The following is a 16974-nucleotide window of genomic DNA, read 5'->3' on the forward strand; positions in this document are numbered from 1 at the left end:
CTGTTACCGATGTGGTGCCTCGTCGGTGATTGTGTCAGCGTGACTCCAATCTGACTGTCCTGACGGGCTGTTGGCTGGCATGCGCTGCCTGTTACTCCGCTTCACCCTCACCAAGGCGGTGCCGCTGGCGATCAGCCGCGGCACTACGGCGGCGGTGCAGCACCTCCTGCTGGAGATCGAACATGAGGGCGTGATCGGTCGTGGGGAGACCGGCGGGTTCGACACCGGCCACCGCTGTTTCGAGACCGAGACACTGGCGGTAGAACTCGCGGCGTTCCTGCCCCGGATCGAGCCTCTGGCCCCCCAGCCGATGCAGGCCTTGCAGCCCCTGCTGGCAGACCTCTCACCGCCGGCGCGCTGCGCCGTCGACCTGGCCCTTTGGGATTGGTGGGGGCAGCGGCTGGGCCAGCCCCTCTGGCGCCTCTGGGGTCTGGACCGCCAGGCCGGCGAGCCCACCAGCGTGACCCTTGGCCTAGGAACGGTGGCGGCGGTGCTGGCACGGCTGGAGCGCTGGTGGGAGGCGATGCCGGCCAGCCGCATCAAGCTCAAGCTCGGCAGCCCCGATGGGCCGGATCACGACCGGCAGCTGGTGGAGGCGGTGGCAGTGGCCCTGGAGCGCCGCCGCCAGGTCACGGGGCAGCCCTGTGAGCTGCAGGTGGATGCCAACGGTGGCTGGGGCCTCGAAACGGCCCGGTCGCTGCTGCCCTGGCTGGAGCACCAGGGCGTGGTGCTGGTGGAGCAGCCCCTGGGGCCGCTCAGCGATCCGGAGGCGGACACGGCTGGCTTCGCCGCCCTGGAGCTCGACTGTCCGATGGCGCTGGTGGCCGATGAGAGCTGCTGGAATGTGGAGGATCTGCTGCGGCTGGCCCCCTACGTGGACGGCATCAACATCAAGCTGCTCAAGAGTGGTGGTCTGAGCGAGGCCCTGCTGATGGCCCGCACAGCCGAGCGGCTTGGACTGGGGGTGATGCTCGGCTGCTATTCCGATGCGGCCCTGCTCAACGGCGCCGCGTCCCAGCTGCTGCCACTGGTGCGCTGGCCCGATCTGGACAGCCACCTCAACCTTGTCGACGATCCCTTCCTGGGGCCAGAGCTTGAGGGAGACCAGCTGCGGCCGTCCGATCGCCCGGGGATTGGGGTGGACGGAGGGCTTGCCGAAACCTCGCTAGGGGACCTGCCGTGCTGACGGACGACGCACCGATCGTGCTGCTGCAGCACGGCGGGCTCACGGATCAGGGCGGCAAGACCGGCCTGGCGATGCTGCGCTACCGCCATGGGCCGATCGTGGCGGTGATTGACCCGGAGAACGCCGGTCGCCGCGTTCAGGAGCTGACAGGAATCCCCCGGGATCTGCCGGTTCTGGCCAGCCTCCGTGAGGCGTTGCCGCTCGGACCTCGCGTGGCGGTGGTGGGTCTGGCCCCCGCCGGCGGCAAGTTGCCGCCGGCACTCTGGGGGGATGTGGCCGCGGCCCTGGAGGCGGGCCTGTGCGTGGCCAGTGGCCTGCACACTCGCCTCGGCGACGATCCGGAGCTGGCGGCGCGGCTGCAGCCCGGCCAGTGGATCTGGGATCTGCGGCAGGAGCCACCCGGCCTGGTGGTGGGGTCGGCCCGGGCGGCGACCCTGCCCTGCCGGCGGGTGCTGGCGGTGGGCAGTGACATGGCGGTCGGGAAGATGAGTGCCTGCCTGGAGCTGGTCGCCGCCGCAGGTAGGAGGAGTCTGCCGGCCCGGTTCGTGGGCACCGGTCAGGCCGGCATCCTGATCAGCGGCCGTGGCATTCCCCTTGATGCGGTGCGGGTGGACTACGCCGCCGGGGCGGTGGAGCAGGCCGTGCTGACAGCGGCGGATGGCCTGAACAGCCAGGGACTGCTTGTTGTGGAAGGGCAGGGATCCCTCTGCCACCCCGGCTCCACCGCCACCCTGCCCCTGCTGCGTGGCAGCCAGCCCACGGCCTTGCTGCTGGTGCATCGGGCCGGCCAGACCACGATCCAGCGCCACCCCAGCATTGCCCTGCCCGCGCTGGCCGAGCTGATCGCCACCCTGGAAGCGGTGGCTGCCCTGGGACGTCCGGGGCTCACACCCCCGCCTCGGGTGGCGGCGATTGCTCTGAACACCGCCCATCTCACCGCCGATCAGGCCGCTGCGGCCATGGTGGCCGTGGAGCAGGAGACCGGGCTGGTCTGCGCTGATCCGGTGCGGGATTGGCCGGGTGCCGATCGGCTCCTGGATGCCCTGGGGGGCCAGCATCAGGAGACAGAGGCTTCCTGATCAGGACTTCGGGGCTGGTCCAACCGGCCCATGCACGATGCGTCTCAGACACGCTCCATGGCACAGGAATCGCCTGGTCCACCGAAGCCGGAGACGGAAAGCGAAACGACAAGGCACCCCTGCAGCGCTTGCGACTCGATCACGCTTCAGAGCAAAAAACCGGTGGACAAGCCACCGGTCTGAAAGAGGGCGAGCGAGGGGACTCGAACCCCCGAATAGCGGCGCCACAAGCCGCTGCCTTAACCACTTGGCGACGCCCGCCGTGGGTAGGCAGAACTTACATCAGCACAGGCTGCACCACAGCGCATGACCACCCTGCCGGGATGGCGTGCCGGCAGGGTGCCCTGGGACGAGTCAACCCATCGCCCGGCTCGGGCTCTAGCGTCCATGCCGATCCAATGCAGGTTTAGACCGCGTGGCTGCCGGTCGCTTCCCCTCCCCTGACCCACCCCCTGCCGGAGACGGTCTGGTCGCGAGACCCTTCCGCCTGGTCACGCCCTTGCTGGCCCTGTCCCTGCTGCTGAGCAGCTGTGCCCTGGCAGGGGTTGGGGTGAGTGAGGCTGGCCGGCAGCGTTGCCGCAACCTGGCCGCTGCTTCGGGACCTCCCCTGCTGGGGCCCTGGCGCGAGCTGCGCTGCCTGCCCGGTGTGGACAAGCGCCTGGCCTCAGAGGCAGCCCAGGAACGGCGGCGACGGGAGCAGGCTCAGCAACGGCTGCAGGCCGATCTGGCCCGCTGCCGTCAGCAGCGCCAGCCCATGCTCGCCTTGGTGACGGAGCTGCGCCGCACCCGGCAGACCCTCGCCGATCAGCGCCTGGAGGCTTACACCCCCGCACCACGACCACAGCCCCCTGATGAGGAGCTTGAGGCTCGCTATCGGCCTGAAGACCAGGAACTCGATCGGGAGCGTTACGAGGCGGCTCTCGCGGCCTGGAGGGAGGCGGAGTCGCAGCGGCGGCGACGCTGGGAGGCTCGCCACCGGGCGCGGCGGATGGTGCTGGAAGCCCAGCAGCAGCAACAGCTGGCCGAGCTGCGCCGCCGCAATCCCGCTCTCCTGAAAGGCGATGCGCTCCAGGAGCAGGCCGTTTCCCGCTACAGCCAGTGCCGAGCTCAGGACTTTCTCAAGGCCGATGCACCACCGGTTCCAGCCGGAGCCGCAGCGCCGGTCCCTCCCCAGAGCTGAACTTTGCGAACCTGTGCACCGACGTCATCACCTCGCTTGCCCTCCCGATCGCTGACACCCTGGCTCGTGGGCCTGCCCGTGGTGCTCCTGGGGGTCGCTGGCCTGGCGGCCACCAACCCCGGCCCCGACGAGTTCGAACGGTTTGCCGGCGATCGGCTGGCGGCGATGGCTTCCGAAGAGCTCTGCAGCGAGAAGGGATTGCCGCTGATGATCCGACTGGTGATCAGTGATTGCCATGGCCTGGTCAGGGCCCAGCACGGAGTGCTCGGCCAGCTGGCCCGCAGCCAGAGTCGCCGCATCGATTTCGGAGTGGGCAGTCTCTACAGCACCGAGATCGGTGGCCAGCAGCTCCTGCCCAACTGGCGGCTGCCCCACTACACCGTCTCGACCCTGGCCATGGCTGGACACTTCTGGGTGCTTGAGGCCGGTGAAGAACGCCGCCCAGACCCGAAGGGTCAGGAGAAGGAGGCCAGGCGTTGAATCCCGAAGCCGGCCCTGACCAGACAGCCCCACCTAGCGCCCTGGACCTGCAGCTGCCGCGCCAGCTTCTCGATCCGGGCCTGACGGGCCTGCCCGCAGCGGATGCCGATGGACTGGTGGCCGTCCGTCTGCGTTGTGTCGATGGGCGTATCGCGGCCATCGAGGCCTGGCCAGGCTGCCCCCACCACGGGCTCGATCCCGCCGCCCTGCCCCTGGCCCTCACACCCCTGGTGGAACCCCACGCCCACCTCGATAAAGCCTTCAGTTGGGCGCGCCATGCCAACCGGTCCGGGACGATCGCCGGTGCCATGGCAGCCAATCGCAACGAGGCCAACGAACGCACCCAGGAGCAGATTCACGGGCGGGGCGAACGGGCCCTGGAGCGGGCCTGGCGGCAGGGCCTGCGGGCGATGCGCAGCCACATCGACAGCCTCGGTGCCTGGTGGGAGCCCAGCTGGCAGGCCCTGGAGGCGCTTCGCCTCCGCTGGGCCGATCGGCTGGAGCTGGAGCTGGTGGCCCTGGTGCCCCTGGCTCACTGGGGCACTCCGGCTGGCGAGGCCCTGGCGGCAAGGGTCGCAGCGACGGGTGGACTGCTCGGTGGTGTGCTCGGCCCGCCCTATCGCCCCAGCCGCGACGACCAGCGGGCCCTGGAGGCTTTGCTGAGGCTGGCGGAGCGCCACGGCTGCGGCATCGATCTGCACATCGACGAAAGCGACAAGGGTCAGGCCCGCGGCGTGCGGATGCTGCTCCAGGCACTGCGCCACCAGCCCTGTTCCGTGCCGATCACCTGCAGCCACGCCAGCAGCCTGGCGCTGCTGCCGGAACGGCAACTGAGGCCCCTGCTCGATCAGCTCGCCGCCGCTGGTGTGGCCGTGGTGGCCTTGCCGGGCACCAACCACTGGTTGCTGGATCGCAGGCCGGGCTGCACACCGCGGCTGCGGCCCCAGGCGCCGGTGCGCCAACTGCAGGCCGCCGGGGTGCTGGTGGCCATCGGCGGCGACAACGTGCAGGATCCCTGGTTCCCCGGCGGCGATTTCGATCCGATCGAGGTGCTGCGCTTCAGCGTGGCCGCCAGCCATCAGGCCCCCTGGCTGCGCCAGGGGCTGGCTCCTTTCAGCACCGAAGCGGCGCGGCTGCTGCGCCTCCCCTGGGACGGGGTGCTGCGCCAGGGGGGGCCGGCGGACCTGGTCGTGCTGGCGGCCTGCTCCTGGAGCGAGGTGCTGGCACGCTCACCGCAGCGACGGGTGCTGCGAGGCGGTCACTGGTTGCCACCACCGCTGTCGCAGCAGCCGGCGGCCGTTCTGGCCAGTGTGGGGGGCATGACCGCCCATCCCAGCCCCTGAGCTGATCACCTCCCTGCATGCCCTCGACAGACTCGCCGCAACCCAGCGCCCAGGCTCCCAGCCCAGCCGCCCACAGCATCTACGACGCCGCGGCCCTGCTGGCGGCAGCGGGACACTGTTCCGTCGACACAGTGCGTGCCCTCGCCGAAGACCTGGCGCGGCATCACCCCGATCTGCCGCTGGTGGGCCCCCTGCCATCGGCCAGCGGTGATCAGGGGCCGCAGCAGGCGGACCAGACGGCTGCCATGGCCCGTGAGCTCCGGCGGCGCTCCAACGACTATCACGACTACTCGCCGGTGCTGGTGCCGCTGCTTCAGAACCACAGCGCCCAGCTGGCGGTCAGCGCTAACTCCACCGATCAGGTGATGGTGGTGGCGGCAGCCTGTGCCCGCCATGCCGTGCCACTGACGCTGCGGGGTGCCGGCACCGGGAATTACGGCCAGTGCGTCCCCCTGGCTGGTGGGGTGGTGCTCGATCTCTCCGGCCTGAACCGCTTGCGACGGGTCGATCCCCACAGCGGGGTGATCACGGCGGAGGCCGGTTGCCTGCTGGCCCCCCTGGATCAGCAGCTGGCCGGCCATGGGCGGGCGCTGCGCCTGGCGCCCAGTACCTACCGCACCTCCAGCCTGGGTGGTTTCATCGCCGGTGGCTCCGGTGGTATCGGATCGCTGCGCTGGGGCTTTCTGCGGGATCCAGGCCATCTGCTCGGGCTCGAGATCGTGACCCTGGAGCCGGAACCGCGGCTGCTGCAGCTGGATGCGGAGGCCAGCCGCCCGCTCAACCACGCGTACGGCACCAATGGCATCCTCACCGCCCTGACCCTGGCGACCACCGAAGCGGTGGCGTGGCAGGAGCTGGTGGTGGGGTTCTCCCACTGGCAGGACGCCCTGGCCGTGGCCCAGGAGTTGCCAACCACGGCGCTGCTGCTCAATGCCCTCTGCCTGCTGGAGGCACCGATCGCCGAACGCTCCCCCTGGCCGCAGGGGTGTCCGTCGCCGCAGGCGGGAGAGCATCGGCTGCTGCTGCTGGCCGCCCCCGACAGCCTTGATCTGCTGCCGCACTGGCTGGCCCAGCGAGGTGGCAGTGTCTGCTGGCAGGCGCCCCAGGGTCAGAGCCGTGGACTGCCCCTGCGGGAGCTCACCTGGAACCACACCACCCTGCACTGGCGGGCCCATACCCCTGGCTGGACCTACCTGCAGATGCTCCTGCCCCAGCCGGAGGGGCCAGCGCTGGAGGCCTTGCGAGACAGCTGGGGCGGCGATGTGCTCTGGCACCTGGAGGCCGTGCGGCAGTCCGGCGCGGCGCGGCTGGCAGGGCTGCCGCTGCTGCGCTGGCACGACAACGAACGCCTGCAAGCCCTGATGGACCATTGCCGCAGCCTTGGAGCGCTGATCTTCAATCCGCACGTGATCAGCGTCGAGGATGGCGGCCTTGGCGTGGTCGATACCGATCAGGTGGCGGCCAAGGCCCTCTACGACCCTGCCGGCCTGCTCAATCCCGGCAAGCTGCGCGGCTGGTATCTGGATGCGGCCCGATCAACGGGCGCCTCCAACGCCGCCTGATCATGAAAGCGCTGACCGGTCAGTCGTTAGGGGTTCAGCCGCAGTCCAGGCTGAGGCGGGTGTCAACCCCAGTGATCGGGTTGGTGCCCTCGGCGCTGCGGCAGAGCTGTTTCTGATCAGAGCGGTCCAGCAGGGCGTCGCTGAAGTCGGCATCGGTCACATTGGCACCAGCGAAACTGCTCCCGGAGGCGATCGCGCCGCGCAGCACCGCGCCCCGGAAATCGACACCGCTGAAATCGCCCCGGTCCATCAGGGAATCACTGAGGTCGGCGCCGCTGAAATCAGCGTCGGCAAAGGCGCCCTGGGTGAGAATGGACCCATGCAGGTCGGCGCCGTGGAAATTGGCCTGACGCCCCACCACTCCAGCAAAGGAGGAGCTGGCCAGGTCCTGGCCGCTGAAGTCCTGGCCGCTCTGGTTGGTCAGGGTGTAGTCGACCCTCTCCTGGAACAGGGCCCGCTCCTGCAATCCAACCCCCGCGGCGGTGTCGAGGGCGGCAGCTGGCGGCAAACCGGCCGGCAGCAGCAGGAGCAGCAGGGTGCAGGCCAACAGCCCACCCAACAGTCCCCTGAGTCCGCTGACGAGATCCAGTTGCTTCAGCCCGCTGCGACAGCCCGTTGATGCCCCCCGCGACCTCCGGGGCGTCGTGGCCGCGGGCTGGCGGAGCACCGGAAGCTGAACGACAGGCATCACGGTGCTGGCGGCGTCTGGCTTCACTCTGTCGCAGCGACGGCGAGAAGGCTGCCGATCAGATACAGGGAACCCGCCACGATCAGCGGGGTCGTTCCAGCAGGCGGCAGGGTGTTCAGGGCCGAGGCCCAATCCGCCGCCGCCTGCAGCTGGCTGGCCAGCTCCGGGCAGGCCTCTGCCAGCTGGTCCTGGCTCCAGCAGGAATGGCCGCTGACCGGCACGATCCAGGCCCGATCGCCCGGGGCCAGCAGAGCCCGCAGCATCGCCGGCCCCTGCTTGTTGGCCAGGATGCCGAGCAACCAGATCCGTTCCCCTGCCGCCGCGATCGTTCCCTGGGCAGCCCGCTGGTCGAGCTCAGCGCGCAGGGCTTCGGCGGCCGGCAGATTGTGGGCCCCATCCAGCAGCAGGGAGCGGCCCTGCCAGTGCACGGGTTGCAGCCGGCCGGGCCAGCGGGCCGCCGCGAATCCCGCCGCGATCGCCTCCTCGCTGATCGGCCAGCCGCCTTCGATCAGCGCCCGCAGCATCCCCAGGGCCACGGCGCTGTTGTGCCGCTGCACCGCTCCACTCAGGCCGCAGCGGTAGGTGAGTCCATCGCTGTGGAGCCAATCGTCACCCCGATCTGCCGCCACGGCTGGCTCGATCCAGCGCAACTCCGCCCCGACCGTCTCGGCCCGCTCCTGCAACACCGCCGCCACGGCTGGGCTCTGGGGGCCGCTGATCGCCACAGAACCCGGCCGCAACACGCCGGCCTTCTCCGCGGCAATCTGGCCGGGATCCGATCCGAGAAATTCGGCGTGATCCATGCCGATCGCGGCAAAGCCGATCACCTCGCGCCGGGGATGCACCGTGGTGGCATCAAGTCGCCCCCCCAGCCCCACTTCCAGCACCACCAGCTCCAGGTCTGCCTCGGCAAAGGCACAGAAGGCGGCGGCGGTGACCAGTTCGAACGGGGTGAGCCGGTGCCGCTGCCCCACCCTCTGCAGCGCCTCAAGCTGGCGGCGCAGCTCCGGGGCGGGAATCGGCGCTGCGCCGAGCCGGATCCGCTCGCACCAGCTCACCAGGTGGGGAGAGGTGTAGAGCCCGCAGCGAATCCCGGCCTGCAACAGGGCCGCGTGGACCAGGGTGGCGATCGATCCCTTGCCGTTGGTTCCAGCCACCTGCACGGTGCGGAAGCGGCCTTCCGGATGGCCGAGGTCCGCCAGGGCGCACGTCAATCGCTCCAGACCGAGGTCGACACCGCGCCGCTGGAAGGGCTCGATCAGGTCGGCGAAGGCATCGAGGGCCACCCCGTCAGGCCAGGCTGAGCAGGGCCTTCTCCAGGCGCTTCACCGCCTTGTGCAGGTGACGCGCCTGGATCACCAGCGGCGGCACGAAGCGCACCACCTGGGGGCCGGCGGGCACCAGCAGCAGCCCCTGGGCCATGGCCGCCTTGACGATCTCGGGAGCGGTGGGGGCCTCCGGACGCAGCACCAGTCCCTGGAGCAGGCCCCAGCCTCGGCATCCCTCCAGCAGGTGGGGATGGCGGCGAACCAGCTCCTCGAGCAGCTGCCGCAGCACCTGCCCCATCTGCTCCACATGGGGCAGGAGCGAACGCCGATCGATCTCGCGCAGCACCGTGAGGCCGGCCCGGCAGGCCAGTGGGTTGCCGCCAAAAGTGCTGGCGTGCTCGCCGGGACGGAAGTGGTCAACGGCCGCCTTCACCGCCAGGGCGCCGATCGGCACGCCACCCCCCAGCCCCTTGGCCAGGGTGATGGCGTCGGGTTCGACACCGAGGGTTTCATAGCCCCACATCCGACCGCTGCGGCCCACGCCGATCTGCACTTCGTCAAAGATCAGCAGGATCTGCTTCTCGTCGCAGAGCTGGCGCAACCGAGCAAAAAAAACTGGATCACCGGGGATGACACCGCCCTCACCCTGGATCGGCTCAATCAGCACGGCCGCCACCGTCGGCCCCTCGGCCTCGCAGTCGGCCAGCAGGGCCTCGAACGCGGCGATGTCGTTGTAGGGGAAGTAGCGGAAGCCCTGCACCATGGGCTCGAACCCCTGGTGATACTTGGGCTGACCGGTGGCGGTGACGGCTGCCAGGGTGCGGCCGTGAAAGCTGGCCTGGGCCGTGAGGATCAGGGGCTGGGTGATGCCCCGCGTCCCATGACCATGCTTGCGGGCCAGCTTGATGGCGGCCTCGTTGGCCTCGGCGCCGGAATTGCAGAAGAAGACCCGATCGGTGCAGCTGCGGGCGGTGATGGCGGCCGCCAGCTGTTCCTGCTCCGGGATCCGGTAGAGGTTGGAGACATGCTGCAGCTTGCCCAGCTGGCGGCAGAGGGCCCGCTTCAACACCCGGTCGCTATGGCCAAGGGTGCAGACGGCGATGCCGGCGACACAGTCGAGATAGCGGTCGCCCTGGCTGTCCCAGACATGCACCCCCTTGCCCTTGACCAGCTCCAGGGGGAAGCGGGCATAGGTGTCCATCACCGGGGAAAGGGGCGCCGGAGGGATGGACACGATGGCTGAAGCGGATGGTGGAACGCTGGGGCGAGATGGGAGCGGTGGGACTTGAACCCACATGCCCGAAGGCGCTCGATTTTGAGTCGAGTCCGTCTACCAATTCCGGCACGCTCCCATGCCTCAGATCCTACGTGGGGCCCCTTCCTGGGCTGGCGTCATCAGCCGGCGCTGGTGCGCCGAATCGCCGCGCCGGCACCATTGAGCTTGCCCTCAAGGTCGGCGTAGCCGCGATCGAGGTACTCGAGGCCCTGCACGGTGGTGATGCCCTCGGCGGCCAGACCGGCCAGCACCATCGCCGCCGAGGCCCGCAGATCCGTGCCCTGCACCGGTGCACCGCTCAGCCGGGAGACGCCCTCCACGAAGGCGGTATTGCCCTTCATGCGGATCGAAGCACCCATGCGCTGCAGCTCAGCCACGTGCTGCAGCCGATTCTCGAAGATGTTTTCGGTGATCACGCTGGTGCCCTCCGCCGTGGCGAGCAGGCTCATGAACGGAGCCTGCAGGTCGGTGGGGAAGCCGGGGAAAGGCTGGGTGCGCAGATCAACCGCCCGAACGTTGTCCGCCCGCAGGGTGAGGCCGATGCCGTCGTTCTCAATGCGACAGCCGGCTTCCTCGAGCTTGGTGATCACGGCGCCGAGGTGCTCGGGGATCACGGGGGCGACCCGCAGATGGGAGCGGGTGATCGCCGCCGCCAGCAGGTAGGTGCCGGCTTCGATCCGATCGGGGATCACGGCGTAGTCGGTGCCGTGCAGGCGGTCGACACCCACGATCGTGATCGTCTGGGTGCCGGCGCCACGCACCCGGGCTCCCATGGCGATCAGCAGGCCCGCCAGATCCACCACTTCGGGTTCCTGGGCGGCGTTGTCGATCCTGGTCTCGCCCTCGGCCAGGGCGGCCGCCATCATCAGGGTCTCGGTGGCCCCGACGCTCGGGCAATCGAGATGGATGCGACCGCCCCGCAGACGGTGTCCCTGACCGGGCACGACCGCCGTGACGACGCCATGGTCAATCGTGACCTGGGCACCCAGGGCCTTGAGCCCCTTGACGTGCTCCACCACCGGCCGCGATCCGATCTGGCAGCCACCGGGCAGGGGCATCTTCGCCATGCCGGTGCGGGCCAGCAGGGGGCCAATGCAGAAGAAGCTGGCCCGCAGGCTGTTGACCAGCTCATAGGGAGCGGTGGACTGGTTGATGTGATCACCGTTCAGCTCAATCGCCTCTCCCTGACGGATCACCTGCACTCCAAGAGCCGCCAGGATCTCTCCCATGGCCGTGATGTCGGTGAGGGGAGGGATATTGCGCAGCCTGATCGGATCACGGGTCAGCAGGCAGGCCGCCATCAGCACGAGGGCGGAATTCTTGGCACCGCTGACGCGGATTTCGCCGGAAAGGGCATGACCGCCGGCAATTTCCAGCTGGGGATTGAGAATTTTCTGGGGCGGGACAATGGTGTAGGTCATGGCTGCGGCTGTCCCGTCTTCGGTTGCGGCATCTTGACAATGATCGGTGTGACCGTCTAGACGGCCGCCCCTTGAACTGTCTCGTCCCGAGTCCCTTGCCTAGCCACGATCCGCTGCCGTCGTCAGCCCAGTCAGCCCACGCCGATGGCGAGCATTCCCGGAGGCGGTATTGGAGGGAGGGCGGACCATGCCGTATGGTCTTCCAGTCGCAACGAGCGGCGCGCCAGCGGATGTGGCGGAATTGGTAGACGCGCTAGTTTCAGGTACTAGTGGCAGCAATGTCGTGGGAGTTCAAGTCTCCCCATCCGCACTTTTCTCATGATCGTCCTCAAGATCACCAACGCCTCCGAGGTCGTTGCTTCCAAAGTCGGTAAGTTTCTTGAGAGACTTACACCTGATTCCTTTGATCAGTCCACGGTTGAAGACATCGTCATCAAGAAGTTGATCGAGAACCTCGAGGCCGAAGGCCTCCAAGGTGAAGTCGCTGTGGTCAATGGTCTTGACATCGGTGATGGGTCCGTCCTCGTTCGCGATCACATGCATGTCCGGCGCCACCAGAGCTTCTGATTCGGGCGTGGATCGCCCTGGACAGCAGCCCGACGAGGAAGGGCTGAGCAGCGAGGAAAGCCTGAGCCGCGACGAGGGTCTGATCCGCAGCCGCCGAAACCCCTTGGTGCGGAACCTGCGCCAGCTGCACCATCCTCGAGGCCGCCGTGATGCAGGCCTGATGCTGCTTGAGGGCACGCACCTGCTGCAGGAAGTCCTGCGGCTGAGGCTGCGGCCCTGTGATCTGCTGCTCACGACCCGTTGGGAAGGGAGCCACCCCGAGCTGGTTGCGGCCCTGCCTGCCAGCACGCGCCTGCACCGGGTGAGCGACGAAGTGCTGGCCGCTGCCGCCACCACCGAGCACCCCGATGGGGTGGTGCTCACCCTGCCGCTGCCCCTCTGCGTCAATGGCACGCTGCCCGCATTCCTGCTGGTCCTTGACCGGCTGCAGGACCCCGGCAATCTGGGAACCCTGATGCGCACGGCTCTGGCGGCGGGGGTGGAGCGGCTCTGGCTTGCCGGCGGTGCCGATCCATTCCAGCCCAAGGTGCTGCGAGCCTCCGCCGGATCCGCCCTGGAGCTGCCGCTGGAGCGCCTCGAGGAGGATGAGCTGCGGCTGCGGTTGCGCCAGGCCCGGGAGGCTGGTTATCAGGTGGTGGCCTCCATGGCGCCATCGGCGCTGGAGGCGGAGGAGGCCCCGATCGCTTACTGGCAGCTCGACTGGCGCCGGCCCACGATCCTGCTGCTGGGCAACGAAGGCGGAGGCCTCAGCAGCGACCTCCTGACTCTCGCCAGCCATCGGGTCACGATTCCCCACAGCCCAGCGGTGGAATCCCTGAACGTGGCGGTGGCGGCAGCGCCGCTGCTGCTCGAACGCTGGCGGCAGGGGATCCTGCAACGCGGGAGCCAGCCACAGGAGAGAATGCCGCATCAGTGATGCAGCGGCCCCGGTGAGCGACGCGACCTTCGACTACGACGTGATCGTGATCGGCGCCGGCTACGGCGGTTTCGATGCGGCCAAACATGCCGCAGAGCATGGTCTGAGCGTCGCCATCGTCGAATCCCGCGACATGGGTGGCACCTGCGTGAATCGCGGCTGTGTGCCCTCCAAAGCTCTGCTGGCCGCCAGCGGCAGGGTGCGCGAGCTGGCCGATGCCGAGCATCTGGCCGGCTTCGGCATCCATGCGGCGCCGGTGCGCTTCGAACGCCAGAAAATCGCCGACCACGCCAACCAGCTGGTGGCCACGATCCGCGGCAATCTCACCAAGTCCCTGGAGCGGGCCGGCGCCACCATCCTGCGGGGCAAGGGCCGCCTGGATGGGGTGCAGCGCGTGGTGGTGCGGGAGAGCGGCAGTGGCCTCGAGCGCCCCTACACCGCCCGCGAGGTGATCCTCGCCACCGGTTCGGAACCCTTCGTGCCACCTGGCATCGAGACCGACGGCCGCACCGTGTTCACCAGCGACGAAGCGGTGAGCCTGGAGTGGCTGCCCCGCTGGCTGGCGATCATCGGCAGTGGCTACATCGGACTGGAGTTTGCCGATGTCTACACAGCCCTGGGCTGTGAAGTCACGATGATTGAAGCCCTGGATCGGGTGATGCCCACCTTCGATCCCGACATCGCCAAGATCGCGGCCCGTAAGCTGATCGACGGCCGCGACATCGATGCTCGATCGGGCCTGCTGGCGCGCAAGGTGACACCGGGCTGCCCGGTCATGATTGAACTGGCCGACATGAAGAGCCGCGAGTTGGTCGAAACCCTGGAGGTCGATGCGGTCCTGGTGGCCACCGGCCGGGTTCCCAGCAGCAAGGACCTCAACCTGGCCTCCGTGGGGGTGGAGACCAACCGCGGCTTCATCCCGGTGGATGACCGGATGCGCGTGCTCGTGCATGGAGAACCGGTTCCCCACCTCTGGGCCGTGGGCGATGTGACCGGCAAGATGATGCTCGCCCACACCGCCGCCGCCCAGGGCACCGTGGCCATCGACAACATCCTGGGCCATGGCCGGGAGATTGATTACCGCTCCATTCCGGCGGCCACCTTCACCCACCCCGAGATCAGTTCGGTGGGTCTGAGCGAAGCCGACGCCAGGGCGCTGGCGGCCCGTGACGGCTTCGAGCTGGGCATGGTGCGCAGCTATTTCAAGGCCAACTCCAAGGCCCTGGCTGAGCTGGAGAGCGATGGTCTGATGAAGCTGCTGTTCAACAAGAGCAGTGGCGAAGTGCTCGGCGCCCACATCTACGGCCTGCACGCCGCTGATCTGATCCAGGAGATCGCCAACGCCGTGGCCCGCCGCCAGAACGTCCAGCAGCTGGCCAGCGAAGTGCACACCCATCCCACCCTCAGCGAGGTGGTGGAAGTGGCCTACAAGCAGGCCGCCATGGCCGTGGGCTGAGGGTTCAGCCCGCCGGACCGCCTTCCTTCTCCTTTTCCTTTCCCCGCTCTGAAGCCGCATGGAGATCCGCCGCCGCCCGCCCAATCCCCCCGTGAAGGTGGCCCACCTCACCTACGGCATTCCCCATCCGGAGGCTGAACCCCGCCACATCCTCGAGAAGATCGTCTGGGAAAAAGACCGGGAGGTGGCGGTCGCGCGGGAGCGGGTGAGCCTGGAGCAGCTCAAGGCCCAGGTGGTCGACCTGCCGGCCCCGCGGGACTTCGTGGCGGCCCTGCGGGCCAGTTGCCGTAAGCCCGCCGTGATCGCCGAGGTGAAGAAGGCCAGCCCCAGCAAGGGTGTGATCCGCGAAGACTTCGACCCCGAAGCCATTGCCGCCGGCTACGCGGCCGGTGGCGCCAGCTGCCTGTCGGTGCTCACCGACAAGACCTTTTTCCAGGGCGGCTTCGAGGTGCTGGTGCAGGTGCGCCAGGTGGTGGCCCTGCCGCTGCTCTGCAAAGACTTCATCCTCAGCCCCTATCAGCTGTACCAGGCCCGTGCGGCCGGCGCCGACGCGGCCCTGCTGATCGCCGCCATCCTCACCGATCAAGACCTGGGCTACCTGCTCAAGGTGGCCCGCAGTCTGGGGTTGGCGGTGCTGGTGGAAGTGCACGATGCCACCGAGATGGAGCGGGTGCTGGCCCTCGACGGGGTGACGCTGATCGGCATCAACAACCGTGATCTGAGCACCTTCCACACCGATCTGGCCACCACCGAGCAGCTGATGCAGCGCTACGGAGCCCAGGTGCGCGCCAAGGGGGCCCTGCTGGTGAGCGAATCGGGCCTGTTCAACCGCGACGACCTCGACCGGGTGCAGAGCGCCGGCGCCGATGCGGTGCTGGTGGGCGAAGCGCTGATGCGGCAGCCCGATGTGACCGCTGCTCTGGAGACGCTGATCGAAGGGGCATAGACGACCGCTAACTGGACGAAAGCCTGAGGCGGGGCACGGCTCAGCAGTGAGCACCCTGCTCGAACAAGGGGTGACGGGTCGAATAGGAGGGCTACGGGCGAAGAGCTGCCACGAAAAAACTTCTCAAAAAGACTGACCTCAACAAAGCCCCCACAAAAAAGCCCTCGCCGTAAGGCGAGGGCCTGACGCCATATCGAGCTGCTGAAGGCAGCCGGATGGCGACCTCAGACTTTGCGGGAGTAGAACTCAACCACCAGGAGTTCGTTGATCTCCAGAGCCACCCATTCGCGCTCGATCTTGCCACCCACCTTGACGGTGAGTTTGGCTTTGTCGAACTCAAGATGGGGGGGAATGTTGGACAGACCCGGGAAGGCAAGGTTGGCTTCAGCCAGGAGCTTGCTCTGCTTGCGTTCACGGATGGCGATCACATCACCGGCCCGGCACTGGTAGCTGGGGATATCCACGACGCGGCCGTTCACGGTCACGTGGCCATGGTTCACCAGCTGGCGGGCACCAGGCACCGTGGGACCAAAGCCCACGCGGAAACAAAGATTGTCAAGGCGGTTCTCGAGCAGCTTCAGCAGGTTGGTTCCTGTGGAACCCTCCTGGGCGCGCGCCTTCTTGACGTAGCGCACGAGCTGGCGCTCGGAGATGCCGTAGTTGAAGCGAAGCTTCTGCTTCTCTTCCAGGCGGATGGCGTATTCGGAGCGCTTGCGACGGGCTTGGCCGTGCTGACCGGGGGGATAAGACCGCTTGGCGGCCTTACGGGTGAGACCGGGGAGGTCTCCCAAGCGCCGCGTGATCCTCAGACGAGGGCCGCGGTAGCGAGACATGAAGGTTGGATCGTGGGACGGAAATCCCCCAGGACAGGGGGAGCGGCGACCGCGTCATGGAGCAAGCTGGACGCTGTCCTGCAGGCCCTTGTCTTGGAGCGCCAACGATCGATCCTATCGGTTGGCCCCGAAGCCCTCGGCCTGGCTCCCAGTCCAGGCTTGGAGACCCTGGCCGAAGCCGGCGATCCGATGGCTGACACCCTCCAGGGCGGGTGGGCCACGCGCTGGCTGGCCCTGCTGCTGCTCGGACTGATCAGCATCTACCGCCGTTGGATCTCGCCGCTGCTCGGACCCCGTTGCCGCTTCATCCCCAGCTGCAGCGCCTATGGCCTTGAGGCGATCCGCCGTCATGGACCCTGGCGTGGCAGCTGGCTCACCGCGGGACGGCTGCTGCGTTGCCATCCCTTCACCCCCTGCGGCTGCGATCCCGTTCCCGACTGAAGCGCTCCCGACTGCCCCCGCATAAGCCATGGCTGAGCTGATCCTCTACACCCGCCAGGACTGCTGCCTGTGCCAAGGCCTGGAAGAGCGGTTGCGGGCCCTGCAGCCAGCCCTGCCACTGCAGTGCCTGGATGTGGATGGCGATCCCGCCCTCAAGGCCCGCTACGACCTGACGGTGCCGGTGCTGGCGATCGAGCAGGACGGCACGCGGCGCGAGTTGCCGCGGGTCTCGCCGCGCCTGGCCGGCCCCCGTCTCCGGACTTGGTTGCAGGAGAACGGATTTCCCGGTCCAGGCGTCTAGAAAGGCTTCCGTCTCCAGCTCCGGCGCTGCC

Annotated in this window: 17 protein-coding genes and 3 tRNA genes; 13 read left to right on the top strand and 7 right to left on the bottom strand. The window is 68.4% G+C overall.

What is annotated here, in order from left to right:
• Positions 1 to 79 precede the first annotated feature (79 nt).
• Together H8F26_RS09710 and H8F26_RS09715 are read left to right on the top strand one after the other, a co-directional pair.
• Complete coding sequence (locus H8F26_RS09710; protein ID WP_197153778.1) at positions 80 to 1186, top strand: dipeptide epimerase; 1107 nt, start codon at positions 80 to 82, stop codon at positions 1184 to 1186.
• Complete coding sequence (locus tag H8F26_RS09715) at positions 1180 to 2265, top strand: DUF1611 domain-containing protein (protein WP_231605121.1); 1086 nt, start codon at positions 1180 to 1182, stop codon at positions 2263 to 2265. The genes H8F26_RS09710 and H8F26_RS09715 overlap by 7 nt, the downstream gene beginning before the upstream one ends.
• A 188-nt stretch (positions 2266 to 2453) precedes the next feature.
• Here the strand turns inward: H8F26_RS09715 and H8F26_RS09720 are convergent.
• Positions 2454 to 2526, bottom strand: a tRNA-His gene (locus H8F26_RS09720).
• Between the two features lie 154 nt (positions 2527 to 2680).
• Here H8F26_RS09720 and H8F26_RS09725 point away from each other — a divergent pair.
• From H8F26_RS09725 to H8F26_RS09740, 4 genes are read left to right on the top strand one after another with little or no spacing between them, the layout of a single operon-like run.
• The gene (locus H8F26_RS09725) at positions 2681 to 3445 is read left to right on the top strand and encodes a hypothetical protein (protein WP_197153779.1); all 765 of its coding nucleotides are present in this window, start codon (positions 2681 to 2683) and stop codon (positions 3443 to 3445) included.
• A 36-nt stretch (positions 3446 to 3481) separates the two neighbouring features.
• Positions 3482 to 3925 (top strand): DUF4359 domain-containing protein, encoded by a 444-nt coding sequence (locus tag H8F26_RS09730; protein ID WP_231597710.1) that lies wholly within the window; start codon positions 3482 to 3484, stop codon positions 3923 to 3925.
• On the top strand, positions 3922 to 5268 hold the full coding sequence (locus H8F26_RS09735) for an amidohydrolase family protein (RefSeq protein WP_231605122.1): 1347 nt from the start codon (positions 3922 to 3924) through the stop codon (positions 5266 to 5268). Before H8F26_RS09730 ends, H8F26_RS09735 begins: the two co-directional genes overlap by 4 nt.
• A gap of 17 nt (positions 5269 to 5285) precedes the next feature.
• A complete protein-coding gene (locus H8F26_RS09740) occupies positions 5286 to 6830 on the top strand; it encodes an FAD-binding oxidoreductase (protein WP_197153780.1) in 1545 nt (514 codons plus the stop codon).
• A 34-nt stretch (positions 6831 to 6864) separates the two neighbouring features.
• Here the strand turns inward: H8F26_RS09740 and H8F26_RS09745 are convergent, their stop codons facing one another.
• From H8F26_RS09745 to murA, 5 genes are all read right to left on the bottom strand, one after another.
• Positions 6865 to 7497: a pentapeptide repeat-containing protein gene (locus H8F26_RS09745; RefSeq protein ID WP_370594702.1), complete on the bottom strand. Its 633-nt coding sequence runs from the start codon at positions 7495 to 7497 to the stop codon at positions 6865 to 6867.
• Positions 7498 to 7541: 44 nt separating this feature from the next.
• Entirely contained in the window at positions 7542 to 8804 is a 1263-nt protein-coding gene (locus H8F26_RS09750; protein WP_197153782.1) for a folylpolyglutamate synthase/dihydrofolate synthase family protein, read from the bottom strand.
• Between the two features lie 4 nt (positions 8805 to 8808).
• A complete protein-coding gene (locus H8F26_RS09755) occupies positions 8809 to 10083 on the bottom strand; it encodes an aspartate aminotransferase family protein (RefSeq protein ID WP_370594606.1) in 1275 nt (424 codons plus the stop codon).
• Positions 10057 to 10138 (bottom strand) — tRNA-Leu (locus H8F26_RS09760). The genes H8F26_RS09755 and H8F26_RS09760 overlap by 27 nt, the downstream gene beginning before the upstream one ends.
• A gap of 43 nt (positions 10139 to 10181) precedes the next feature.
• Entirely contained in the window at positions 10182 to 11483 is a 1302-nt protein-coding gene (murA, locus tag H8F26_RS09765) for a UDP-N-acetylglucosamine 1-carboxyvinyltransferase (protein WP_197153783.1), read from the bottom strand.
• 226 nt (positions 11484 to 11709) lie between these two features.
• Between murA and H8F26_RS09770 the strand changes: the two genes are divergently transcribed.
• The 5 genes from H8F26_RS09770 (at position 11710) to trpC (ending at position 15368) form a co-directional block, all read left to right on the top strand.
• Positions 11710 to 11793 (top strand) — tRNA-Leu (locus H8F26_RS09770).
• Positions 11794 to 11801: 8 nt separating this feature from the next.
• A complete protein-coding gene (locus H8F26_RS19405; protein ID WP_231597723.1) occupies positions 11802 to 12050 on the top strand; it encodes a hypothetical protein in 249 nt (82 codons plus the stop codon).
• Positions 12025 to 12966, top strand: coding sequence for an RNA methyltransferase (locus tag H8F26_RS09780; protein WP_197153785.1), 942 nt, complete (start codon positions 12025 to 12027; stop codon positions 12964 to 12966). Before H8F26_RS19405 ends, H8F26_RS09780 begins: the two co-directional genes overlap by 26 nt.
• Positions 12967 to 12979: 13 nt before the next feature.
• Positions 12980 to 14422 (top strand): dihydrolipoyl dehydrogenase, encoded by a 1443-nt coding sequence (locus H8F26_RS09785; protein ID WP_197153786.1) that lies wholly within the window; start codon positions 12980 to 12982, stop codon positions 14420 to 14422.
• 58 nt (positions 14423 to 14480) lie between these two features.
• Complete coding sequence (gene trpC / locus H8F26_RS09790; RefSeq protein WP_197153787.1) at positions 14481 to 15368, top strand: indole-3-glycerol phosphate synthase TrpC; 888 nt, start codon at positions 14481 to 14483, stop codon at positions 15366 to 15368.
• Between the two features lie 224 nt (positions 15369 to 15592).
• Here the strand turns inward: trpC and rpsD are convergent, their stop codons facing one another.
• Complete coding sequence (rpsD, locus tag H8F26_RS09795; RefSeq protein ID WP_197153788.1) at positions 15593 to 16201, bottom strand: 30S ribosomal protein S4; 609 nt, start codon at positions 16199 to 16201, stop codon at positions 15593 to 15595.
• Positions 16202 to 16390: 189 nt separating this feature from the next.
• Here rpsD and yidD point away from each other — a divergent pair, with 189 nt between their 5' ends.
• Positions 16391 to 16642: a membrane protein insertion efficiency factor YidD gene (yidD, locus tag H8F26_RS09800; RefSeq protein WP_197159104.1), complete on the top strand. Its 252-nt coding sequence runs from the start codon at positions 16391 to 16393 to the stop codon at positions 16640 to 16642.
• Positions 16643 to 16670: 28 nt separating this feature from the next.
• A complete protein-coding gene (locus H8F26_RS09805; RefSeq protein ID WP_197153789.1) occupies positions 16671 to 16943 on the top strand; it encodes a glutaredoxin family protein in 273 nt (90 codons plus the stop codon).
• The last annotated feature ends 31 nt before the right edge of the window (positions 16944 to 16974 follow it).

The sequence above is a fragment of the Synechococcus sp. CBW1006 genome, from assembly GCF_015840525.1.
In the GTDB taxonomy this organism is placed as follows: Bacteria; Cyanobacteriota; Cyanobacteriia; order PCC-6307; family Cyanobiaceae; genus CBW1002.

Bases quoted from the DNA above. Each gene is read 5' to 3' on its own strand.
- trpC (WP_197153787.1), top strand. From the start codon at position 14,481: ATGGAGATCCGCCGCCGCCCGCCCAATCCCCCCGTGAAGGTGGCCCAC.
- H8F26_RS09710 (WP_197153778.1), top strand. From the start codon at position 80: ATGCGCTGCCTGTTACTCCGCTTCACCCTCACCAAGGCGGTGCCGCTG.
- murA (WP_197153783.1), bottom strand. From the start codon at position 11,483: ATGACCTACACCATTGTCCCGCCCCAGAAAATTCTCAATCCCCAGCTG.
- yidD (WP_197159104.1), top strand. From the start codon at position 16,391: ATGGCTGACACCCTCCAGGGCGGGTGGGCCACGCGCTGGCTGGCCCTG.
- rpsD (WP_197153788.1), bottom strand. From the start codon at position 16,201: ATGTCTCGCTACCGCGGCCCTCGTCTGAGGATCACGCGGCGCTTGGGA.
- H8F26_RS09740 (WP_197153780.1), top strand. From the start codon at position 5,286: ATGCCCTCGACAGACTCGCCGCAACCCAGCGCCCAGGCTCCCAGCCCA.
- H8F26_RS19405 (WP_231597723.1), top strand. From the start codon at position 11,802: ATGATCGTCCTCAAGATCACCAACGCCTCCGAGGTCGTTGCTTCCAAA.
- H8F26_RS09805 (WP_197153789.1), top strand. From the start codon at position 16,671: ATGGCTGAGCTGATCCTCTACACCCGCCAGGACTGCTGCCTGTGCCAA.
- H8F26_RS09780 (WP_197153785.1), top strand. From the start codon at position 12,025: ATGTCCGGCGCCACCAGAGCTTCTGATTCGGGCGTGGATCGCCCTGGA.
- H8F26_RS09755 (WP_370594606.1), bottom strand. From the start codon at position 10,083: ATGTGGGTTCAAGTCCCACCGCTCCCATCTCGCCCCAGCGTTCCACCA.